A 22,436-nucleotide genomic window follows, 5' to 3' on the forward strand; every position below is an offset into this window, starting at 1 on the left:
ACGGGGGCAACCGGGTGGACGGCGCGGGCGTCGAGGTGTGGCCGAAAGCCAAAGCACCGGACCTCGGCAGGCCTGCTCCGGCGCACGGCCGTGGTCCGGGCGGTACGCGCGGCGGCGGAGCCCGGTGACGCCGTCATCCTGCGGGTGCCGTCCCCGATCGGCTCGCTCCTGGCGGTGTCCCGGGAACGGGCCGGCCAGCCCTACGCGGTCGAGGTGGTGGGCGACCCGTACGACGTGTTCGCCCCCGGCGTCGTCCAGCACCCGGCGCGTCCCCTGCTGCGCTGGCGGGAGAGCACCAGGATGCGCCGCCAGTGCCGGAGTGCGGTGGCGGCGGCCTACGTCACCGACCGCTACCTCCAGTCGCGCTATCCGGGCGGCGCGGTGACCGCGGCGTACTCCAGCATCGACCTACCCGCCGAGGCGTACGTGCCACTGCCCCGCCCGGCCGGGCGGCCCCGGGAGGTCCGCACGCTCGTCTCGGTGGGCACCCTGGAGCAGATGTACAAGGGGGTCGACGTCCTGGTGGCGGCGCTGGCCCGGCTCGCGGCGACCGGGCCGCCGCTGCGGCTGGTGCACGTCGGCGACGGCCGCTGCCGTCCCCGGCTGGAACGACTCGCCGCGCGGCTCGGGGTGGCCGACCGGGTGCTCCTGGCCGGTGCGCTGCCGGCCGGCGACGCGGTACGCCGGCAGCTCGACGACGCCGACCTGTTCGTCATGCCGTCCCGGACGGAGGGGCTGCCGAAGGCGCTCATCGAGGCGATGGCGCGCGGGCTTCCCGCGATCGGCTCGGCGGTGGGCGGGATACCGGAGCTGCTGGCACCCGAGGACCTCGTGCCGCCGGACGACGCGGCGGCCCTGGCCGGGTCGATCCAGCGGTTCCTGGCGGACCCGGCCCGGTCGGCGGCCGCCTCGGCGCGCAACCTGACCCGAGCGGCCGACTTCGCGGCCGAGACGCTGGCCCCCCGCCGCGCCGCCTTCTACCGGGCGGTCCGGGAGGCCAGCCGGGACGCCGCGCCACGGCTCGGCCGGCCCTCGGCGGTGGCCCCGGGCGCTACAACCTGACGTCGTCGAGGAACGCGCCGAGCGGCTGGGCGTACACCCGGAAGTCAAAGGAGTCCAGGGCCCTGCGGCGGGCCAGCTCGCGCATGACTTTCCGCTCCGCGGCGCTCAGCCGCAGAGCCTCCCGCAGCGTCCCGGTGAGACCGTCCACCGAGTGGTCGTCGCAGACGAGTCCCTCGCTGCGGTGGTGCAGGTAACCGCCGAGGTCGCTGGTGAGGTTCGCGATGACGGGCGTGGAGTTGGCGAGGCTCTCGCAGAACTTGGTGGGGAATCCGGCCTGGACGAAGCGGGCCGGCTCGCGGAGCAGGACGCTGAAGTCGGCCTCCTGGAGCGCGCGCGGAATCTCGTGCTGCGGCAACCGCCCGAGGACCCGTACGCCGGGTGGTGTCGGCTCGCCGTCGAGCAGGTCCCGCACCTGTTCCGGGGCGGGCCCGTAGATCCGCAGCTCGATGCCGGCGCCCGCCCGGTGCACCCGACCCACCGCGCGGATGATGTTGGCGATCAGGTCCTTCCTGCCCGGCGTGCCCGCGTAGACCAGGCGGAGTTCGGGCGCCCCCGTCCCGTCCCGGCGCGGGTGCACGGGCAGGTTCTGGACGTCGAGGGTCGGTGGAACACGCAGGACCCGACTCCCCCGGTTCCGGTAGTGCCGTTCCAGGAAGGAACTCACCGCGATGATGCCGTCGCACCGGGGGTAGTAGTAGCGCAACGCCGCCTTGGCGCTGAGGTGCGGTGGGCCGAGGACACCGCCGCGCATCTGCCGCGGGCTGTACCAGTCGACGACGTCGGCGACCAGCGGGATCGCGTTGCGACGGCACCACCGCCGCAGGTGCACCATGTAAGGCGCGTCGCCGCCGGCGACCAGCACGTGCGACGGCCTGGTGGGCTGGGCGTCCAGCCAGTGGACCGTCCGCTGCCCCCAGCGCAGGAACCACTGCACCGACCGGGCGAGCCGACCGGCCTGCGCCGACGGTATCTCGCCCAGTCCCAGGTAGTGGACGGATCCCGGCCCGTCGACCTCGTCCAGCCTGGTCGGCGTCGACGGCCCCTCCTCGCCGCTGGCCACCACCACGTCGTAGCCGGCGGCGGCGAGCGAGCGGGCCATGCCGTAGACCCGCCGGGAGCCGGGCTGCCCCCAGGGGAAGAGGAACGGACCGACGAGCGCCACCCAGGCGCGGCCGGTCACCGGTGTCGCGGGCATCGCGGGTCTCCTTCTCGCCAGCGGGGTCGCGCCCCCGGATCGCGCGGGTTCGACGCCCCCCGGTGGGGGCGCACGGGGGGTCAGGCGCCGGTGAGCCAGGCGTTGAAGTCCCGGCTGAAGACCGAGGTGCAGAGTCGGGTGGGCATCCCCGGCTTGAGTCCCCAGAAGTCCAGTCGACCGAGACCCCGATCGGTCAACACCGCCTGCGCCGGCCGGGACGCCGGGTTGTCGGTGTCGTCGAGAACCACCAGGCCGGTCGCGGAGAGGTGGTCGACGGCGGCCCGGGCGCAGGTGTTCCGGCCCATGCCGTCGATGACGACGACGTCCCAGGGCGCCCCGTCCGCGATCGCCCGCACGTACGGCGCCGGCTCGTCCGTCTCCCACCAGGTGCCCACGCAGGGCACGTGCAGGATCCGGCCGTTCGGCGGCTGCGGGAGCCGGGCGAACCATCCCGGGTCGTGCTCCACCGAGACGATCTCCTTGACCCGGCCGGGGCGGGCGAACCACGAGGTCGAGGCGCCGGCACCGTACTCGAAGACCCGCGCCCGCGGCGTCAGCGCCCGCTCCAGCCAGTCCACCGCCGGATAGGTCAACCAGGGTCGCGGCCCACCGGCGGCGTCGACGGGCGCCCCGGCGCCCAGCGACCGGTGCCAGCCCTGCGCCCGCAGGGACGCCAGCACGTGCAGGGAGGTCTCCAGCTCCCTGCGGGACCGGGGAACGCCCGGCACCAGGGTTCGGGCCCGCGCCATCACCGACCGTCTGTTCATCGTTCACCCACCTGGTTGATCGACACGAATGGAGGGAATCGTCCGGCCGCCGCCTCGGCCGCTCCCGGCCCGCAACGCCTGCCGGTAGCCGTACAGCGTGCCGGGGAGCACGGTCAGCGTGTAGGTGACGACCGATACGTACGGGACGGCGGCGAAGCCGTACCGGGTGGCGGCGTACCACTTCCCGAGCACCGACAGCACGAGGTACAGCGCCACCCCCGCCAACTGTGGCCGGACCACACCGGCGGCGTTCTGGACCATGGCGATCGGCGAGGTGACCGCGAGCACCACCAGCCAGGCGGCGAGACCTCCGAGCAGCCAGCGGTCCCCGCCCAGCGGCACCGGGAGCCAGGCCGCGAGCAGACGGTCGCCGGCGGACACCAGGACAACGGCCGGAAGCAGCACCGTGCCCGCGGAGATCACGGTCATCCGCCGGGTGGTCCGCCGGACCCAGTCCAGGTGACCCCGCGCCAGGGCGTCGCCGTTGGCGGGCCAGAGCGGGAGGTTCACCAGGACGACGAGGAAGCCGAGCAGGTTGAACAGCCGGGCGGGTACCGCGTACCCGGTGACGGCGTCCAGGCCCAGCGCGTGCGCGACGATCAGGCTGTCCGCGTTCATCGCCACCGACCACACGATGGTCAGCACGAAGAACAGCCCGCTCAACCGCAGCAGTTCCCGGGCGAGTTCCGGGTCGACGGACCCGGGCCGCGGCCCGACCTCCGGCATCTGCCGGGCGTACGTCCAACCGGTGTTGACGGCGTTGACCAGCACCGGTCCCAGCACGGTGGCCGCGATGACCGCGACCGGCGACAGGCCGGCGTGCACCGCCCCCAGCGCCAGCGGTAGCGCCGACAGGCTGCCCACCGCCTGCCAGATGTTGCTCCGGCCGACCTGCTGGTAGGCGTACTGGACGCGGATCACCAGCGAGAGCGGGATGTTCAGGACGAACGCGGTCAGGCAGACCAGTGCGACGGCCCGGGCGTCCGACGCGGTCACGGTGCCGGAGGCGTTGAGGACCGACGACCAGGCGACGACGCCGGACAGCAGCCAGAGCAGGGCGCAGGTGGCCAGTGAGATCACGGTCAGCACCAGGTACGCGCTGGAGACGTACCGCCGGGCCCGGTCCGCGTCCCCGGTGGAGTAGCAGGGTGCGAGCTTGGTCATCAGCCCGTTCCCGAGCCCCAGGTCGGCGAAGGCGGCCATCGCGGTGAGCGCCGTCACCGCCATCCAGAGCCCGTAGAGATCCGGACCGAGGTACGACAGCGTGACCGGGATGAGGACCAGGGGAATGAGGACACCGGTCCCCCGGCTCAGCGCCGCGGTGGCGATCCCGGCGGCCAGCCGCCTGCTCCGGTCGGGGCCCGCCGCCTCGGCGGTCTCGGGCGGCACCGTCCCGGCCGGCCGGTGCACCGCCGGCGGACGGTGCTCGGCGGTCTCCTGCCTCGGACCACGCATGTCTGGCCGGCGCTACCGTCCGGCGGGAACGCGGGCGGACATCCAGCCGACCGTCGCCTCCAGACCCACCCGCAACGGTTGGGGGCGCACCGTCGGAAAGAGCTCCCGCAGCCGGGTGCAGTCCGCCTGCGAGTCCCGGACGTCGCCGGAGCGGGACGCCTCGTGGACCACGTCGACGGGGTGCCCGAGGACGGCCTCCAGTTCGGCGACGAGATCCAGCAGGGAGACCCGGGTCCCGAAGGCGAGGTTCACCGCGTCCCGCGCCGACACCCGGCGCCGGACCGCCTCCACGATCACCGAGCTGACGCTGCCGACGTAGGTGAAGTCCCGGGTCTGCCGACCGTCACCGAAGATCCGCAACGGGCGCCCGTCGAGCGCCGCCGAGACGAACGCCGGCACCACCGCGGCGTAGGCGTGGTCGGCCGCCTGCCCCGGCCCGAACACGTTGAAGAACCGGAACGGCAGCACCGCCATGCCGTAACAGGACGAGTAGGCGAGGGCGTACGCCTCGGTCGCCAGCTTCGACACCGCGTACGGACTCAGCGGCATCGGACGCAGCGCCTCCCGCTTGGGCAGCGCGGGATTGGCGCCGTAGACCGACGAGGAGGACGCGAGGAGCACCTGGGACACCCGGTGGCGCCGCGCGGCCTCGAGCACCATCAGGGTCCCGGTGGCGTTGGCCTGGTGGCTGCGGACCGGATCGTCGATGGACCGCGGCACGGAGGGTACGGCGGCCAGATGGATGACGCTGGCGGCACCCGCGAGCGCCTCGTCGAGGAGCCCGGCGTCGAGGATCGTCCCGGACAGGAACCGGCTCGGGAGATCCACGAGGTTCTCGAGTGTCCCCGTCGACAGATCGTCGACGGCGATGATCTCGGTGACCTCCGGCATTTCCACGAGCGCCCGAACCACATTGGAACCGATAAAGCCGGCTCCCCCGGTTACAACGATCTTCAACGCTCCCCCACTCCCGCGCGGTCCACCCGATCAGGAAACGACCGCGAGAGCGTTAAGTCACGCAAAGAGATCCGATGACGAGAAAAAGCTCGAAAGTGCCCCGACGGTTCTCCCCGATCCGATAAGTGTTGTTACCGGACGCATCTCTCGTTCGACGCCTTCCGGGAAGAACACCGCACCAGGGAGCCGCACATGCCAAGTACCGCCCAGGCACCATGCCGCAGCCACCCCGTCCGCCGGCGCAGCCAGTCGCGCCGGCGCGCGGCGCTGTGGCTCACCGCCGACGCCACAGGATGGATAGGCGGCTTCCTCACCGCGGCCTGGGCCCGGTACGAGTTCGAACTCACCGTGGAACGCGTGCTGTACGTGGTCGGCGCCAGCCTGGTCGCCACGGCCCTGCACTGCGGTGCCACCTGGCTCGGCCGCATCTACCAGGGGCGACACCCGCTGGGCAGCCTGGAGGACGCCCGCGTCCTGGCCGGCACGGTGAGCCTCGTCGCGGCGGTCATGCTCGGTGCCGTGCTGTCCATGACGGATCGGCCGGTGCCCGCCAGCACCCCGGTGGTGGGCGGGGCGGTGACCCTGCTGCTGATGTTGACCGCCCGGGCGGCGTACCGCCACCACCGGGACCGCTCGCTGCGCCCGACCATCCACTCGGCGACCCCGGTCCTGCTCTTCGGGTTGGGCTCGGCCGGGCAGGCCCTGCTCCGCGCCATGATGAGCGACCCCCGGGGGCGCTACCTGCCGGTCGGGCTGCTCGACGACGACCCGGAGAAGCGGCACCTGCGGTTCGACGGGGTCCGGGTGCTCGGCGGCCGGGGCGACATCGCCGACGCGGTGACCCGGACCGGCGCCACCACCGTCATCTTCTCGGTCGCCAACGCCGACGCCGAACTGATCCGCGAGATCCGGACCGCCACCCTGGCCGCCGGGGCCGCCTTCAAGGTGCTGCCCCCGGTACGGGAACTGGTCGACCACCGGATCAGCGTGGCCGACGTACGCGACGTGGACATCAACGACCTGCTCGGCCGCCGCCAAGTGGTCGCCGACCTGGTCACCGGGGACTCCGCGGTGGCCGGCCGGCGGGTGCTGGTCACCGGCGCCGGCGGCTCGATCGGCTCGGAGCTGTGCCGGCAGATCATGCGGGCGAACCCGGGCGAGCTGATGATGCTGGACCGGGACGAGTCGGCGCTGCACAGCCTGCAACTGTCACTCTCCGGCCGGGCGCTGCTGGACGGACCGGAGCTGATCCTCGCCGACCTGCGGGACGGCGAGGGCATCGCGAAGATCATCCAGGAGCGCCGCCCGGACATCATCTTCCACGCCGCCGCGCTCAAGCACCTCACCCTGCTACAACGGCACCCCGGCGAGGCGATCAAGACCAATCTCTGGGGCACGCTGTCGGTGCTGAACGCCGCGCGCGACGTGGCCCGGTTCGTGAACATCTCCACCGACAAGGCGGCGAACCCGATCAGCGTGCTCGGCTACTCCAAGCGGATCACCGAACGGCTGACCGCGCACGCCGCGACCACCGCACCCGGCACCTTCCTCAGCGTACGGTTCGGCAACGTGCTGAGCAGCCGGGGTTCGGTGGTCACCGCCTTCCGGGCGCAGCTCGAGGGCGGGTTGCCGGTCACCGTCACCCACCCCGACGTCACCCGCTACCTGATGACGGTGCAGGAGGCCGTGCAGCTGGTGCTCCAGGCCGCGGCGATCGGCTCCGACGGCGAGGCACTGGTGCTGGACATGGGCCGCCCCGTACGCATCGACGACCTCGCGCGGCAGCTCGCGGCCCAGACGCCGGGCTCCCCCCGGATCATCTACACCGGGCTGCGTCCCGGCGAGAAGCTGCACGAGGACCTCTTCGGCACCGGCGAGGTCGACGTACGGCCGCTGCACCCGCTGATCTCGCACGTCCCGGTGCCCGCCCTGAACCCGGCCGAGGTGACCGCACTCGACCCGTTCGACGAGCCGGAAAAGGTGATCGAGCGGCTGGCCTGGCTCTGCGGCCAACCGGACCGGGAGCCCCGGCCGGCATCGCTGGTGCCGAACACCCGCAACGGCCGACCGCCGTCGGTGCGGAGCTGAACCGCCCCGGGGCGGCGGCAACCGCGGCGAAGCCGAGAACCACTCCGGAATCGGCCGCCGGTCACCCGGATCCATTTCACGAAAGGCGCCGGACGTCGGCGGAAAAGTGAATGCGGGCTCGGGAAAGGGTGGCGTCGGGGTCGGGAAGCGGACAGCGGGCTGGCGGGTCGCGGGAACGGCGAGCACGATTTCCCGGGAATTGTCGCCGAACCGGTCCGGGGCGTCAGCGGCCACCGACAGGTGACGGATCGGATCGGCGGCGGAGAAGAACGGGGTCCCCGGCGGCACGGACACCGACAAACGCGAATTCGGATTCACCGCGGGTGGCGAATCGCCGGGAGTGACCAATTCCCGGCCGTACACCGTGGACCGGGCGTCCGCCCGGGCTCTGGACACCACGACATCGCACGCCACCCGCCGGCGTCCGCACAACCGGAGGCGATATGGCGACCGACGGCCTGGCCCTGATCGGTTTTGGTTACTGGGGTACCAACCTTGCCCGCAATCTCGACCGGCTGGCCACGCCCCGGTGGCGCCACCTGGTCGACGCCAGCCCGGAACGGCGCCGTACCGCGGCGGAACTCTATCCGGGGGTACGGGTCTCCGCTGACCTCGACGCGGTGCTCGACGACGACGGGGTCGGCGCGGTCCTGATCGCCACGCCCGCGCCGAGCCACGCGCCGCTGGTCCGCCGGGCCCTGGCTGCCGGCCGGCACGTCTTCGTCGAGAAGCCGCTGGCGATGTCGGTGGTCGACGCCGTCGAGCTGGCCGAGACGGCGGAGCGGCACGGGCTGGTGCTGATGGTGGGCCACACCTTCGAGTACGTGCCGGCGGTGGTCCGGATGCGCGAGTACATCCGATCCGGCGAACTCGGTGAGGTGCTGCACCTGCACTCCCAGCGTCTCAACCTGGGCCGGATCCAGAGCGACCTGCACACCTTCTGGTCCATCGGCCCACACGACGTCTCCATCGCCAACTACCTGCTGGGCGGCCAGCCGAGGTGGGTCGCCGCGCACGGCGGCCGGTACCTGCACGACGGCGTCGAGGACGTCATGTTCGTCACCGTCGGCTATCCCGGCGACGTGGTCGCGCACATGCACGTGAGCTGGCTGGACCCGGCGAAGACCCGGCGTACCACGGTGGTCGGCACCCGCCGGATGCTCGTGTACGACGACATGAACCGGGAGGCCCCGCTGACGCTCTTCGACAAGGGCGCCGAGCCGGTGGAACCGGACGGGCAGGGGGTCCGGCGCTACCGGCTGCGCGACGGTGCCGCGCACGTGCCGGTCCTGTCGACGGCGGAACCGCTCTCGGTGGAGCTGGGCCACTTCCTCGACTGCGTACGCACCGGCGCCCGGCCCCGTACCGACGGCTGGAACGGGGTCCGGGTGGTCGCGGTGCTGGAGGCGGCCGACGCCTCGCTGCGGGCCGGCGGCGCCACCGTGAACGTACCGCGCGTCCCGGCGCCGGAGACCGGCCCGGCACCGTCGGGGACAAGCCGTGCGGGGGCCGGCCCGCATTCCGACCTGACCACCGCCGCGCGCTGACGAAGGAGCCCGGAGATGTCCACGATTCCCCTGGTCGACCTGCCCGCCTCGTACGCCCGGCACCGGGCCGGGATCGACGCCGCGCTGCGGTCGGTCCTCGACGATGCGCGGTTCATCCTCGGTCGGGAGGTCGGCGAGTTCGAGCGCTCCTTCGCCGACTTCTGCGGCGCCGGCCACGCGGTCGGGGTCGCCTCCGGCACCGCCGCGATCCACCTGAGCCTGGCCGCCCTCGGCATCGGTCCCGGTGACGAGGTCGCGGTCCCCGCGCACACCTTCGTCGCCACGGCGGAGCCGGTGAGCTGGCTCGGTGCCCGTCCCCGCTTCGTCGACGTGGACGACCGGACCGGCGGGATGGATCCGGACGCCCTCAAGGCGGTCCTCGACCGGGTACGCGCGGTGCTGCCGGTGCACCTCTACGGCCTACCGGTCGAGCTGACCGCGATCGGCACCCTGGCCGCCGCCGCCGGCGTGCCGCTGGTCGAGGACGCGGCCCAGGCGCACGGCGCCGAGTACGTCCGCGAGGACGGTTCGGTGGTGCGCGCCGGCACGTACGGCCGGCTCGGCTGCTTCTCGTTCTATCCCGGCAAGAACCTCGGCGCGTTCGGCGACGCCGGAGCCGTCGTCACCTCCGACGAGGCCCTCGCGGAGCGGATCCGGCGACTGGCCGACCACGGACGCACCACCAAGTACGAACACCTGACGGTCGGCTACGCGGCCCGGCTCGACACCCTGCAGGCCGCCGTACTGTCGGTGAAGCTGCGCACCCTGGCGGAGGGCAACCGGCGGCGCCGGGAGCTGGCCGCCGCCTACCGCAGCCGGCTCGACGGCGTCGGCGACCTGGTCCTGCCGGTCGAGCCGGCGAACCGGCGCGGTGTCTACCACCTGTTCGTGCTCCGCACCCGGCACCGCGACGCGCTGCTGGCACACCTGCGCGCCGCCGGCATCTCCGCCGGGGTGCACTATCCGATCCCGCTGCACCTGCAGCCGGCGTACGCCCCGCTCGGTCACCGGCCCGGCGACCTGCCGGTGGCCGAGGCCTGGGCCCGGGAGTGCCTCTCCCTGCCGATCTACCCCGAACTCAGCGACGAACAACTGGAGACGGTGGTGTCCCGGGTCCACCACTACTTCGACCGGGTGTAAGGAAGGGCCCCTTCTTATCGCTTTTTGTATAGGAAGGGGCCCTTCCTAACGGGTCAGCGCAGGCCGTTGCGGATGGCCACCTGGACCAGCCGTTCCGGGTAGTCGGAGATGATCCCGTCCACGCCGAGGTCGATGACCCGCTGCATGGTCGCCGGATCGTCCACCGTGTACGGAACCACCTTCAGCCCGTACCGGCGCTGCAGATCCGCCACCGTCGGCCCGTGGAAGTACGCCGGGTTCTGCCGCAGGTACCAGTCGGTGGACGCCACGGTCCCCTGCTCCGGGTCGTGCACCTGCCAGTTGGCGGAGACCGTGCCCGCGCCGGCCGCCCGGACCAGCTTGCCCAGGTCCCGGTAGCGCCACCAGTCCAGGCCGGCGGTCCAGGGGCTGCGCACCGAGGAGTCCCCGTAGACCGCCCGCAGCGAGCACTCGTCGGCCAGGGTGGCGCACTCGGCCGGGCCGTACTGCCAGACCAGGGCCACCGTCTCGACCCGCCGGTTCAGCTCACGGGCGTAGGTGATGGTGCGCCAGTCGAAGGACTGGATCGTCACCCGGTCGACGAAGCCGGCCTTCTCGATCGCGTGCACGAGCTTCGCGGTGAAGCTCCGGTACGGCTCGGTGTCCGCCACCAGCGGGCTGAGCTTGGTCTCGATGTTCAGCCGTACGTCCCGCCGCCCGCTGCGCCGCACCAGGTCGAGTACCTCGTCCAGGGTGGGGATCCGGGCACCCGGCACGGCCACCTGCTCCGGCAGCTCCGGCAGGGTCTTCGAACCGCAGTCGATGGTCCTGATCTGCCGCAGCGTCAGGTCGTGCACCAGCTTGCCGACGTACGGGAACTCCTTGTCACCCGGCGTCGCCGGTGCGGTGTCCTCGCAGTGGCTGCCGTTGATCGCCCGGTCGTGCAGCACCACCAGGTGCCCGTCGGCGGTCACCCCGGTGTCCAGTTCCAGCGTCGAGATCGCCCGGTTGGCCAGCGCGTTGTCGAACGCGGGCAGCGTGTTCTCCGGCCGGGTCGCCCGGCCGCCCCGGTGCGCCTGGATGTCGAACGGTGCCGCGTACGCCCGGGGCAGCGGGATCCGCCGCTGGGCGAGCAGGCCACGCAGCCGGTCCGGGTAGTCGGTGATGAGGCCGTCCACCCCGTCGTCCAGCAGCTTCGCCATCGTCGGTACGTCGTCGACCGTCCACGGCACCACCCTGATGCCGTTGCGGTGCGCGTGCTCGACCATCTGCCTCGTCACGTACGGCCGGTAGCCGGGGTCGGTCACCGTGCCGTTCTGCGGGGAGCCGTGCACCGGCGAGAACGTGGTCGCGCCGAAGGACCTGATCGCCCTGATCGGGTCGCCGCCGAAGTCGTCGATGTCGAGTCCGCCGAGCCAGGGCGAGGCGCCCGGCTGACCGGTCTGCAGGAAGTCGTAGTTGGTCAGCGCGACCAGCGGCAGCCGCGGCTCGACCTGGCGCATCCGCATCAGCGCGCCCCAGTCGAAGCTCTGGATGGTGACCTGCCGCAGCAGGCCGGCGGCCCGGACCTCGGCAGCGGTGACCTGGACGAACTGCTCGCGGGGCGCGGTCTCGGCCGGCGCGCCGGCCTCGACCTTCGTCTCCACGTTGAGCGTGACGCCGTCCGCGCGGTAACGCTTGACCAGCGCGAAGACCTCGCGCAGCAGCGGCATGCGGGCCCCGGGCACGGCGAGCTGGCCGGGTTTGTCGGCCAGCGTCGTGCTTCCGCAGTCGAGGGTACGCACCTGCGCCAGGGTCAGCGTGTTGACGTACTTCCCGACGTACGGGTACTCGGGGTCGTCCGGCGTGGCGGGCGCGGTGTCCACGCACTTGGTGCCGGTGACCCGGCGGTCGTGGGTCACCACGGCCTGGCGGTCCTCGGTGATCTGGACGTCGAGTTCGAGGGTGCTCACGCCGAGTTGGAGCGCGTTGCCGAACGAGGCGAGCGTGTTCTCCACCCGCAGGCCGAGTCCGCCGCGGTGCGCCTGGAGGTCGAAGCCGTCACGGGGTTTGGCGGCGTGCTGCCCGGCGGCCTGGACGCCGCCCGGCATCCCGGCCAGTACGGTCGTCGTCACCAGCAGCGCGCCGAGGATGTGGCGCGATCGGGACATGGGTACCACCTGTCCTGGAAATGGTGCCTCGGATTCCCGGGTCGGCCGGGTTCCGGTGCTTCGTCGGAAGTCGCACCGGACCTGGTCCGGTGATCGGGCAACAGCATCATGAAGACGGGCAGCCGTCCGGCGTGCGTACGGCAACATCCGGGTGAACCCGAGTGTCCAAACAGACCGTACATCTACGGCTACGAATCGGGTGTTACGGATTGTGTAGCCTCAACTACAATGAGCCGCGCCCACGTCTGACACGACCACCCTGCGGGGAGGGGGTTGCGATGTTGCCGATCGAGGGTCTGATCAGCCAGATCAACGTCGAGATCGACGGACTGGCCAGCGCGGCGGCGGTCATGCGCGACGAGCTGGAGCACGGCTACCGCTCGCAGGTGCCGCAGGTGCACGAGGCCATGACGCCCGGGGCCACCATCGGCGGCCGGATCGCCGGCGCGGAGTGGATCCGGTTGCAGGACACCTACTCGACGTGCATCCAGGCGACGGTGGAAGCCCTGTTCAACCTGGACAAGGGCACCCAGGCCATGGCCCGGGCAGCCGAGAAGATCGCCCAGAGCTACCGCGGTTCGGACGCGTTCGCCCAGGCCACCGTCGGCGACGTACGGGAGGTCCTGCTGCCGCCGGAGGTCACCGGCGCCGGGGCGACGCCGGCGGCCCCGACCAGCCCGGGCGGTGGCCGATGAGCGGCGAGTACGACGCCTTCGACGTCACCCAGCTGTGGCAGATGGTGGACGCGGCCCGGCGGGACCTTCCGTCGAGCCGCGAGCAGATCTCCGCGTGGTGGCGCGCACACGGAATGCTCGACCAGCACGTCCGGGCGCTGCGGAGCTGCCGGGACCAGCTCGCCGCCCTGTGGCCGCCGGAGAGCAACGCCGCCTCGGCCGCGTACCTCACCGAGCTGGACCGGCTGGTCACGGCGGCGGAGCAGACCTCGAAGGCCGCCCAGACGAACGCGACCCACATCGGTTACGTGGCGGACGCGATCGAGCAGGCGCACAGGAAGCTGAAGCCGATCTACGAGGAGTACGTCAAGAACGAGGGAAAGCTGGCGGAATACCAGTCGCAGCTCGACACCGCCGGCGCGGTCGGCGCGGGCGTGGGTCAGCACTACGCCGGTAGCCTCGGCAATCGGCTCGGCGGTGCGCTCGGCAAGGGCGCGCTGGACCTGTTCACCTCGCCGCCCGTGGAGGACGGCCGGCAGGCGGAACTGTCCCGGCAGGCCCGGGCCGCGATGACCGAGTTGGGCGGCGCGGCCCGGGACGGCAACAACCGGGTGGAGACGCCACCGGAGTACCGGCCTCCGGCCACTCGCGAGGAAGGTCCGGTCAGGCAGATCGACGACGATTCCGACCGGGCCATCCGTCCGCCGGTGATCGACCCGCCGCCGCACCGGCGGGACGACGCCGACGCGCGGTCCGACAGGCCGGGTTACATCGAGGGCTCGCCACCTCCCGGCGGTCCCACCATGGTGCTCACCCCCGAGGGCGACGAGCCGCCGGCCGGCGCGGAGGACCGCGGTCCCGTGCTGACCACGGTGAATCCGCCGGTGCCGCCACCTCCCGGGCCGCCGGTGCCGCCGGGGCCACCCGGCGGGGGACCGCCCCCGCCCGGCACCGGTCCCGGTATCGGGAACGGCCCGCTGGGGATCATGGGCCCGCCGCCCATCACCCCCAGCGGCGTCCCCACCGGTCCGGCCGGTGCACCCGCCAGGTTCCCGGGTGGTCAGCCCCCCGGTGGGCCCGGCGGCATACCGCCCGGTGGTGTCATCGGTGGCCGGCCGGCCACCGGTCCCGGAGCGCCGATGCCGGGCGTGGGCGGCGGCGCCGCGGGCAGGGCCGCCTCCCGGGTGAACCCGGTTGGCGGGGTGATCGGACCGCCGGGCGCCGCCGGGGGCGGTGTCCCCGGCGCTCGCGCCCCACGGGGCCGGTCGGGCGAGGACGACGCCGACCAGCGCCGGTGGGACCCGGACAATCCCTGGGAGGTCGAGGAGGGGGTCGCGCCCGCCATCGAGCCCAGCCGGGGGACGAGCCGGCACGAGCCCGGCGGCGGCGTCATCGGGAAGGACCGGTGAGGGGGCGCCTCTGGCGTTGGGGCGCCGCGGTGGGCATCGGAGTGCTCGCGGCCGGGCTCGGCGCGCCACCGGCGCTCGCGGACGCGATCCGGGACCGGCAGTGGCATCTCGACGCGCTGAAGGTCGTCGAGGCACACCGGATCACTCGGGGCGCCGGGGTGACCGTCGCGGTGATCGACACCGGGGTGCGGGCCGACCACCGTGACCTGACCGGCAACGTCCTGCCCGGCCTGGACCTGACGGGGGCGGGCACTGACGGGCGACAGGACACGCACGGGCACGGGACCTCGATGGCCGGTCTGATCGCCGGTCACGGGCACGGCCCAGGCAACGCCGACGGTGCGCTCGGTATCGCGCCCCAGGCCAAGATCCTGCCCATTCGCGATGCGCGGTCGGAGATCGGCAGCCCGGACAATGTCCCGGACGCCATCGACCAGGCGGTCCGGCGGGGCGCGAAAGTCGTGTCGATGTCGCTGAGCACCGGGAGCTTCGCCCGCCTGCGGGAGGCCGTCCAGCATGCGCTCGCGGCCGACGTGGTCCTGGTGGCGAGCGTCGGTAACCGGCCCGACGCCGGATTCGTCGGGTTTCCTGCCGCCTATCCGGGAGTGCTCGCGGTCGGCGCGACCGGGCGGGACGGCCAACTGGATTCGGTGTCGGTGACCGGCGCGGCGACGGTGCTCACCGCTCCCGGTGCTGACATCACCTCCACCAGCCGCACCGGGGCGTACCAGGTCGCGACCGGGACCAGCGACGCCACGGCGATCGTCGCGGGCGCGGCGGCGCTGGTCCGGTCGAAGTTCCCGAAGCTTCCCGCGACCGAGGTGGTGCACCGGCTCACCGCCACGGCGGACGACAGGGGCGCTCCCGGCCGCGATCCGCAGTACGGCTTCGGCGGGCTCGACCTGGTCGCGGCGCTCACGGCCGACGTCCGGCCGGCCGGCACCCCCGCGCCGGGCGCCGGGGCGACCCCGTCGGCGGATCCGGCCTCGGAGCCGGCGGCGGCACCTCCCGGCGACGACGAGGTCGGCCTGCGGCCCAGCGCCGCGCTCTACGTGGTGGGCGGGTTCCTGCTGCTGGCGCTTCTGGCCGGCGTGGGTGCGGCCGGCTGGCTCCTGGCGCGGGCCCGACGCGACCGGGCGCACGGCGGCGGCGCCCCACCACCCGTCCCGGGGTACCCGCCCGGGTATTCCGCCCCGCCCCCGCCGACGCACCCGGGCTATCCCGCGCCGGGCTATCCCGCGCCGTCCTACCCGCCCCCGACGGCGGGTCCCCCGCAGGGTCACCCGTCCTCGGGGCACGGCCCGCCCGCGCCGCCGTACCCGCCGAGCGGCCGGGGCGGTTGAGGCGGCGCCCCGGGACGTCGGAGCGGCGCGACGCCGGTGCGCCGCCACCACCACCGGCGGCACCCGCACCGCGGCACCGGGCGGCCGGCGCGGGTGCGTACCGTGCCGGACATGGCGGACGACGGACCGGGCGGTTGGGCGGAACAGCGACGGCGGGCGGTGGCCGCGCACGCCGCGGCCGACGAGCGCCGCCGGGCGGTGGAGGCCGAACAGGCTCGTGACCTCGTCGCACGGTTCGCGCACGAGGCCCGGGAACGCGGCCTGCGGCAGAGCCGGCTCAGCGCGCTCGCCGTCAACGGGCGCAGCCGGTACCGCACCCGGCTCAGCGGCTGGTACCTCGACGCGGCCAGGATGTACGCGGTCGACCCGGACGGCGCGTTCTACGTGCTCACCGTGCCGACCAGCCTGCGGGCCCGGTTGGCCGGGGCGGTCCCGCGCCCGCAGCCACCGAAGCTGATCATCGGCGAGGGCGGGCCGGACGGGCACTCGATCCCGCTGGCCACGCTGCTGCGCAAGCGGCTCGACGCGGGCGACGCCGGCCCCTGAGCGCACGCCGTCGGTCAGCCGGCCTTGAGCACCTCGGTGACCAGGGCCCGCGCCTCCTCCTGCAACTGGCCGAGATGCTCCGGCCCACGGAACGACTCGGCGTAGATCTTGTAGACGTCCTCGGTGCCGGAGGGCCGCGCGGCGAACCAGCCGGACTCCGTGCTCACCTTCAGGCCGCCGATCGCGGCGCCGTTGCCCGGCGCGGTGGTCAGGGTCGCGGTGATCCGCTCACCGGCCAGTTCGGTCGCGCTCACCTGCTCCGGCGAGAGCCGGCCGAGCACCGCCTTCTCGTCCCGGCTGGCCGGCGCGTCGATCCGGGCGTACGCCGGCTCGCCGAACCGGTCCACCAGGTCGGCGTAGTGCTCGCTCGGCGAACGCCCGGTCACCGCGATGATCTCGGCCGCCAGCAGGCTGAGCAGGATCCCGTCCTTCTCGGTGGTCCAGGTACGGCCGTCCCGGGCGAGGAACGAGGCACCGGCACTCTCCTCGCCACCGAACCCGACCGATCCGTCCAGCAGCCCCGGTACGAACCACTTGAACCCGACCGGCACCTCCAGCAGCGGCCGGCCCAGGTCCTCCGCCACCCGGTCGATCATCGAGGACGAGACCAGCGTCTTGCCGACCGCGGCGTCGGCGGACCAGTCGGCGCGGTTGCGGAACAGGTACGAGATCGCCACCGCCAGGTAGTGGTTGGGGTTCATCAGGCCGGCGTCGGGGGTGACGATCCCGTGCCGGTCGGCGTCCGCGTCGTTGCCGGTGGCGACCTGGTAATCCGCCCGCCGGCGGATGAGCGAGGCCATCGCGTGCGGGGACGAGCAGTCCATCCGGATCTTGCCGTCCCAGTCCAGCGTCATGAAGCGCCAGGTCGGATCCACCAGCGGATTGACCACGGCCAGCTCCAGCCCGTGCCGGGAGGCGATCTCACCCCAGTAGGCCACGCTCGCGCCGCCGAGCGGGTCGGCGCCGATCCGCACCCCGGCCGCCTTCACGGCGGCCAGGTCCAGCGCCGCGGGCAGGTCGTCGACGTACGCCGCCAGGAAGTCGTACCGGCCGGTGGAGGCGGCGTCCCGGGCCCGCGCGTACGGGATCCGGCGCACCTCGCGCAGGCCGTCGGCGAGCAGTTCGTTGGCCCGGTCCTGGATCCACCGGGTCACGTCGGTGTCCGCCGGACCGCCGTTGGTCGGGTTGTACTTGAAGCCGCCGTCGGTGGGCGGGTTGTGCGAGGGGGTGATCACGATGCCGTCGGCGAGTCCGCCGGTACGCCCGCGGTTGTGGGTGAGGATGGCGCGCGAGAGCGCCGGGGTCGGGGTGTAGCCGTCGCGGCTGTCGAGGAGCACAGTCACGTCGTTCGCGGCCAGCACCTCCACCGCGTTCACCGCGGCCGGCGCGGAGAGCGCGTGGGTGTCCCGGGCCAGGAACAGCGGGCCGTCGATCCCGTGGGCCCGGCGGTAGTCGCAGGTCGCCTGGGTGATGGCGAGGATGTGGTCCTCGTTGAAGGCGGCCCGCAGGCTCGAACCGCGATGGCCGGAGGTGCCGAACGACACCTGTTGGGCCGCCTCGCCGGGGTCGGGGTGCTCGGCGAAGTACGCGGTGACCAGCCGCGGTACGTCGACCAGGTCCTCGGGCTCGGCGGGCTGGCCGGCACGGGCGTGGACCGACATGGGTGGGCCTCCTTCTACCACGGGCGTACGGCACGACGCCGGCCCGGCAGCGCGCCGGGCCGACCGGGTGATACCCGTCCCTCAGAGTTCGACGCGTTGATTCTTGCCGATGACAACGACGCCGCGGTCCGACACGGTGTACCGGGCGCGATCCCGCTCCAGGTCGACGCCGATCTGCGCGCCCTCGGGCACCACCACGTTCTTGTCGAGGATGGCGTTGCGGACGACGGCGTGCCGCCCGATGTCCACCCCCTCCATCAGTACCGAGCCTTCCACCTGGGCGTAGGAGTTCACCCGGACATTCGGCGAGACCACCGAGTTCTCCACCAGCGCGCCGGAGACCACCACGCCGGGCGAGATCATCGAGTTCACCGCCCGGCCGACCCGCTCCTCCCCGCCGTGGACGAACTTGGCCGGCGGCCACGGCGGGTGGTCGGTGTAGATCGGCCACTCGTAGTTGTAGAGGTTGAAAACGGGGTGGATGGCGATGAGGTCCAGGTGCGCGTCGTAGAACGAGTCGAGCGTCCCGACGTCCCGCCAGTAGCCCCGGTCCCGGTCGGTGCTGCCCGGCACCTCGTTGTCCCGGAAGTCGTAGACGTTCGCCTCGCCCCGCTCGACCAGCATCGGGATGATGCTGCCGCCCATGTCGTGCTTGCTGGTCTTGTCGGCGGCGTCGCGTTCCACCGCCTCGCAGAGCACCTTGGTGCTGAAGATGTAGTTGCCCATCGACGCGTAGATCTCGTCCGGCGCGTCCGGCAGCCCCTGGGCGTCGGTGGGCTTCTCCCGGAAGGCGCGGATCCGCCGGCCGTCCCCGCCCACCTCGATGACGCCGAACTGGTCGGCCGAGGAGAGCGGCTGCCGGATGCCGGCGACGGTCACTCCCGCGCCCGAGGAGATGTGCTGCTCCAGCATCTGCCGGGGATCCATCCGGTAGATGTGGTCGGCGCCGAACACGATGACGTGGTCGGGCTGCTCGTCGTTGATCAGGTTGAAGCTCTGGTAGATGGCGTCCGCCGAGCCGGCGAACCACCACGGCCCGCGTCGCTGCTGCGCCGGCACCGGGGTGACGTAGTTGCCCAGCAGGTTCGACATCCGCCAGGTCTTCGTGACGTGCCGGTCCAGCGAGTGCGACTTGTACTGGGTCAGCACGACGATCTTGAGGAAGCCGCCATTGGCCAGGTTGGACAGCACAAAGTCGATCATGCGATACATGCCGCCGAACGGGACGGCGGGCTTGGCCCGGTCCGCGGTGAGGGGCATCAGTCGCTTGCCCTCTCCACCGGCAAGCACGATCGCGAGGACCTTGGCAGACATGCCACGACGGTAACGGAGCCCCGGTCGGTCCGCACGGCGCTCGTCGCCTTCGTCCCGCCAAGATCGGATCGGCCTCTTTCGCCCGTCTCTCGCGGTACAGCACCTTCCCGGGCGGCCCCGTCCCGGTACCGAGGAGGTGTCATGGACGATGGCGCCCGCGACGGCCGGAGCGGCTCGTCGGACGGCTGCCGCGTACGGTCAACGGTCCAGTGCGTCGGCCGCCGCCGCGGCCACGGCGGCGGCCAACACCCCCAGCAGGCGGGAGTCGAGGCGCCACTGCTGCCAGTAGAGCGGCACGTCGACCACCGTCTCCGGATCGATCGGGACGACCGTCCCGGCCGCCTCGTAGCGGCCGCTCTGCTGGTACGGCAGCATGCCCCAGCCGAGTCCGAGCCGGATCGCCTCGGCGAAGTCGCCGGAGGACGGCAGGTAGTTCCGGGGCGGATCCAGCGGTCGCCGGGAGCGCTGGCGCAGGTAGCGGTCCTGCAGGTCGTCCTTGCGGTCGAAGACGACCACCGGGGCCCGGGCCAGGTTCGCCACGGTGGGGCCGCCGGGCAGCCAGTCCCGGACGAACTCCGGGCTGGCCATCGGCCGGTAGCGCATCCGGCCGAGCGGCCGGACCGCGCAGCCCTGCACGGGTCTGGCCTGCGAGGTGACCGCCGCCATCACCGTGCCCTGGCGGAGGAGTTCGGCGGAGTGGTCCTGGTCCTCCCGGTAGACGTCGACGCTGATGCCGTGCCGGGTCGCGGCGGCGAGCGCCGGCAGCACCCAGGTGTTGAGGGAGTCCCCGTTGACCACGATCGGGATCCGGGTGAAGGCCTCCGGTGCGGCGCCGGGGGCGTCGCCGAGCTCCTGTAACGCGTCGGTCTCCAGCAGGGCCACCTGCCGGGCCAGCCGCAGGACCACCTGACCCGACGAGGTGGGCCGGGCAGGCTTGCCGCGCTCGACCAGGACCCGGCCGACGCTGGCCTCCAGCGCCTTCATCCGCTGGCTGACCGCGGACGGGGTGACGTGGAGCTGGCGGGCGGCGGCCTCGAACGAGCCGTGGTCGACCACCGCGACGAAGGTACGGAGTTGCTCGAACTGCACGTCCACGGTAAGCAACTCTAATGAATCATAAGAAACATTAGCTGGAGTGTGGTGCCCCGAATCTCTACCGTCGGCTGGTGACTCTCTCCTCGGGCATCCTTCCGGTGCTGGTCGCCGGCTTCGGCATCGGCATGTCGCTGATCGTGGCGATCGGCGCGCAGAACGCGTACGTCCTCCGCCAGGGCATCCGGGCCGAGCACGTACTCCCGATCGTGGCGATCTGCGCCCTCTCCGACGCCGCCCTGATCCTGGCCGGGATCACCGGGGTCGGCGCGATCGTCGAACACGCCCCGGGCGCGCTCACGGTGATCCGCTGGGCGGGCGCGGTCTTCCTGGTCGGCTACGGGCTGCTCGCCGCCCGGCGCGCCCTGCGCCCCGAGTCGCTGACCACCACGACCGGCGGCGGCCGCTCCTCCCGGCGTACCGCGGTGCTCACCGTGCTCGCGATGACCTGGCTCAACCCGCACGTCTACCTGGACACGGTGCTGCTCATCGGCTCCATCGCCAACACCCACGACAGCACCGGCCGCTGGTGGTTCGGCACCGGCGCCGTGCTCTCCAGCCTCACCTGGTTCGCCGCGCTCGGCTACGGCGCCCGGCTGCTCGGCCGGATCTTCGCCCGGCCGGTGGCCTGGCGCATCCTCGACGCGCTCATCGCCGTCACCATGGTCACCATGGGGATCGGCCTGGTCGCCTGAGATCCCGCCCCGCGGACCGGCCGCCGGGGCCGGACGGCACCGCCGGCGGTGGAGCCGCGCGGATCTCCACCGGCTGGATTAGGGTGCCGCTGTGACCGATTCCACGCCTGCCGACCGGCCGCTCCGGGTGGACCTGCTGACCCGGGAATACCCGCCGGAGGTGTACGGCGGCGCCGGGGTGCACGTCGAGTACCTGGCCCGGGAACTGCGCTCCCGGGCCGACACCCGGGTGCACTGCTTCGGTGCCGCGCGGGACGAGCCGGGCGTCACCGCGTACCGGGAACCGGCCGGCCTGGCGGACGCGAACGCCGCGCTGCGGACGATGGGCGTCGACCTGGAAATGGCCGCCGGTTGCGCCGGCAGCGACGTGGTGCACAGCCACACCTGGTACGCGAACCTCGCCGGACACGTCGCCAAGCTGCTGCACGGCGTGCCGCACGTGGTGACCGTGCACAGCCTGGAGCCGCTGCGGCCCTGGAAGGCCGAGCAGCTCGGCGGCGGCTACGCGCTCTCGTCCTGGTGCGAGCGGACCGCGCTGGAGGCGGCCGACGCGGTGATCGCGGTCTCCGCCGGGATGATGCGCGACGTGCTCGCCGCCTACCCGTCGGTCTCCCCGGAACGGGTCCGGGTGGTGCACAACGGCATCGACACCCACCAGTACGCCCCGGACCCGGGCACCGACGTGCTGGCCCGGCTCGGCGTGGACCCGGGCCGGCCCAGCGTCACCTACGTGGGCCGGATCACCCGGCAGAAGGGCCTGCCCTACCTGCTCCGGGCCGCCCACCGGCTGCCGCCGGAGGCGCAGCTCGTCCTGCTCGCCGGCGCCCCGGACACCCCGGAGATCGCCGCCGAGGTCGAGGGGCTGGTGGCGGAGCTGCGGGCCAGCCGGGAGGGTGTGGTCTGGGTCGCCGAGATGCTGCCCAAGCACGAGGTGATCCAGGTCCTCACCCACAGCACGGTCTTCGTCTGCCCCTCCGTCTACGAGCCGATGGGGATCGTCAACCTGGAGGCGATGGCCTGCGAGACGGCGGTGGTGGCCACCGCCACCGGCGGCATCCCCGAGGTGGTGGCGGACGGCTCGACGGGGCTGCTGGTGCCGATCGAGCAGGCGACCGACGGCACCGGTACGCCGCTGCGTCCGGAGCGCTTCGTCGGGGACCTGGCGGCGGCGATCACCGAGGTGCTGGCCGACCCGCGGCGGGCGGTCGAGTTCGGCCGGGCCGGCCGGCAGCGGGCGGTGGAGCACTTCTCCTGGGACTCCATCGCCGAACGCACGATGGCGGTCTACCGCTCGGTGCTGCGCTCCGCCTGAGGTGTTAGGAAGGGCCCCTTCTACAACAGAAAACGATAATGGGGGGCCCTTCCTTGCACCCGGGGGCACTC

At 72.9% G+C, this 22,436-nt stretch carries 18 protein-coding genes; 10 read left to right on the forward strand and 8 right to left on the reverse strand.

From position 1 onward, the window contains the following. Positions 1–90 precede the first annotated feature (90 nt). Positions 91–1,062, forward strand: a complete 972-nt coding sequence (locus ACQEUR_RS23735) for a glycosyltransferase (RefSeq protein WP_433035063.1) — start codon at positions 91–93, stop codon at positions 1,060–1,062. On the opposite strand, the gene ACQEUR_RS23740 is transcribed toward ACQEUR_RS23735, so the two are convergent. The 4 genes from ACQEUR_RS23740 to ACQEUR_RS23755 all read right to left on the reverse strand — a co-directional run bounded on the left by ACQEUR_RS23740 (position 1,052) and on the right by ACQEUR_RS23755 (position 5,436). Next, complete coding sequence (locus ACQEUR_RS23740) at positions 1,052–2,257, reverse strand: glycosyltransferase (protein WP_433035066.1); 1,206 nt, start codon at positions 2,255–2,257, stop codon at positions 1,052–1,054. The genes ACQEUR_RS23735 and ACQEUR_RS23740 overlap by 11 nt on opposite strands. Positions 2,258–2,337: 80 nt before the next feature. Then, positions 2,338–3,024, reverse strand: coding sequence for a hypothetical protein (locus ACQEUR_RS23745; protein ID WP_433035069.1), 687 nt, complete (start codon positions 3,022–3,024; stop codon positions 2,338–2,340). A gap of 3 nt (positions 3,025–3,027) precedes the next feature. Then, entirely contained in the window at positions 3,028–4,479 is a 1,452-nt protein-coding gene (locus ACQEUR_RS23750) for a lipopolysaccharide biosynthesis protein (RefSeq protein WP_433035072.1), read from the reverse strand. A gap of 12 nt (positions 4,480–4,491) precedes the next feature. Then, positions 4,492–5,436, reverse strand: coding sequence for an NAD-dependent epimerase/dehydratase family protein (locus ACQEUR_RS23755; RefSeq protein ID WP_433035075.1), 945 nt, complete (start codon positions 5,434–5,436; stop codon positions 4,492–4,494). Positions 5,437–5,628: 192 nt separating this feature from the next. Between ACQEUR_RS23755 and ACQEUR_RS23760 the strand changes: the two genes are divergently transcribed. From ACQEUR_RS23760 to ACQEUR_RS23770, 3 genes are all read left to right on the forward strand, one after another. Next, the gene (locus ACQEUR_RS23760; protein WP_433035078.1) at positions 5,629–7,524 is read left to right on the forward strand and encodes a polysaccharide biosynthesis protein; all 1,896 of its coding nucleotides are present in this window, start codon (positions 5,629–5,631) and stop codon (positions 7,522–7,524) included. Between the two features lie 443 nt (positions 7,525–7,967). After that, positions 7,968–9,071: a Gfo/Idh/MocA family protein gene (locus ACQEUR_RS23765; protein WP_433035081.1), complete on the forward strand. Its 1,104-nt coding sequence runs from the start codon at positions 7,968–7,970 to the stop codon at positions 9,069–9,071. Between the two features lie 15 nt (positions 9,072–9,086). Then, positions 9,087–10,211, forward strand: a complete 1,125-nt coding sequence (locus ACQEUR_RS23770; protein WP_433035083.1) for a DegT/DnrJ/EryC1/StrS family aminotransferase — start codon at positions 9,087–9,089, stop codon at positions 10,209–10,211. A gap of 53 nt (positions 10,212–10,264) precedes the next feature. Here the strand turns inward: ACQEUR_RS23770 and ACQEUR_RS23775 are convergent, their stop codons facing one another. After that, positions 10,265–12,319 carry a glycerophosphodiester phosphodiesterase family protein gene (locus tag ACQEUR_RS23775; RefSeq protein WP_433035086.1) on the reverse strand — a complete coding sequence of 685 codons (2,055 nt, stop codon included), beginning with the start codon at positions 12,317–12,319 and terminating at the stop codon, positions 10,265–10,267. Positions 12,320–12,597: 278 nt separating this feature from the next. Between ACQEUR_RS23775 and ACQEUR_RS23780 the strand changes: the two genes are divergently transcribed. The 4 genes from ACQEUR_RS23780 (at position 12,598) to ACQEUR_RS23795 (ending at position 16,291) form a co-directional block, all read left to right on the forward strand. Beyond that, a complete protein-coding gene (locus ACQEUR_RS23780) occupies positions 12,598–13,014 on the forward strand; it encodes a hypothetical protein (protein ID WP_433035089.1) in 417 nt (138 codons plus the stop codon). Then, positions 13,011–14,402 (forward strand): hypothetical protein, encoded by a 1,392-nt coding sequence (locus ACQEUR_RS23785; protein ID WP_433035092.1) that lies wholly within the window; start codon positions 13,011–13,013, stop codon positions 14,400–14,402. The genes ACQEUR_RS23780 and ACQEUR_RS23785 overlap by 4 nt, the downstream gene beginning before the upstream one ends. Continuing rightward, positions 14,399–15,745, forward strand: coding sequence for a type VII secretion-associated serine protease mycosin (gene mycP / locus ACQEUR_RS23790; protein ID WP_433035095.1), 1,347 nt, complete (start codon positions 14,399–14,401; stop codon positions 15,743–15,745). The genes ACQEUR_RS23785 and mycP overlap by 4 nt, the downstream gene beginning before the upstream one ends. A gap of 111 nt (positions 15,746–15,856) precedes the next feature. Continuing rightward, a complete protein-coding gene (locus ACQEUR_RS23795) occupies positions 15,857–16,291 on the forward strand; it encodes a hypothetical protein (RefSeq protein ID WP_433035098.1) in 435 nt (144 codons plus the stop codon). A 14-nt stretch (positions 16,292–16,305) separates the two neighbouring features. On the opposite strand, the gene pgm is transcribed toward ACQEUR_RS23795, so the two are convergent. The 3 genes from pgm to ACQEUR_RS23810 all read right to left on the reverse strand — a co-directional run bounded on the left by pgm (position 16,306) and on the right by ACQEUR_RS23810 (position 20,355). After that, on the reverse strand, positions 16,306–17,952 hold the full coding sequence (gene pgm / locus ACQEUR_RS23800; RefSeq protein ID WP_433035100.1) for a phosphoglucomutase (alpha-D-glucose-1,6-bisphosphate-dependent): 1,647 nt from the start codon (positions 17,950–17,952) through the stop codon (positions 16,306–16,308). A gap of 81 nt (positions 17,953–18,033) precedes the next feature. Next, positions 18,034–19,266, reverse strand: coding sequence for a glucose-1-phosphate adenylyltransferase (gene glgC, locus ACQEUR_RS23805; RefSeq protein ID WP_433035103.1), 1,233 nt, complete (start codon positions 19,264–19,266; stop codon positions 18,034–18,036). A gap of 198 nt (positions 19,267–19,464) precedes the next feature. Next, positions 19,465–20,355, reverse strand: a complete 891-nt coding sequence (locus ACQEUR_RS23810) for a LysR family transcriptional regulator ArgP (protein ID WP_433035130.1) — start codon at positions 20,353–20,355, stop codon at positions 19,465–19,467. A 95-nt stretch (positions 20,356–20,450) separates the two neighbouring features. Between ACQEUR_RS23810 and ACQEUR_RS23815 the strand changes: the two genes are divergently transcribed. Then, the gene (locus ACQEUR_RS23815; protein ID WP_433035133.1) at positions 20,451–21,053 is read left to right on the forward strand and encodes a LysE/ArgO family amino acid transporter; all 603 of its coding nucleotides are present in this window, start codon (positions 20,451–20,453) and stop codon (positions 21,051–21,053) included. 91 nt (positions 21,054–21,144) lie between these two features. Then, a complete protein-coding gene (gene glgA, locus ACQEUR_RS23820) occupies positions 21,145–22,365 on the forward strand; it encodes a glycogen synthase (RefSeq protein ID WP_433035106.1) in 1,221 nt (406 codons plus the stop codon). Positions 22,366–22,436: the final 71 nt, after the last annotated feature.

The sequence above is a fragment of the Plantactinospora sp. CA-290183 genome, assembly GCF_050936375.1.
In the GTDB taxonomy this organism is placed as follows: Bacteria; Actinomycetota; Actinomycetes; order Mycobacteriales; family Micromonosporaceae; genus Plantactinospora.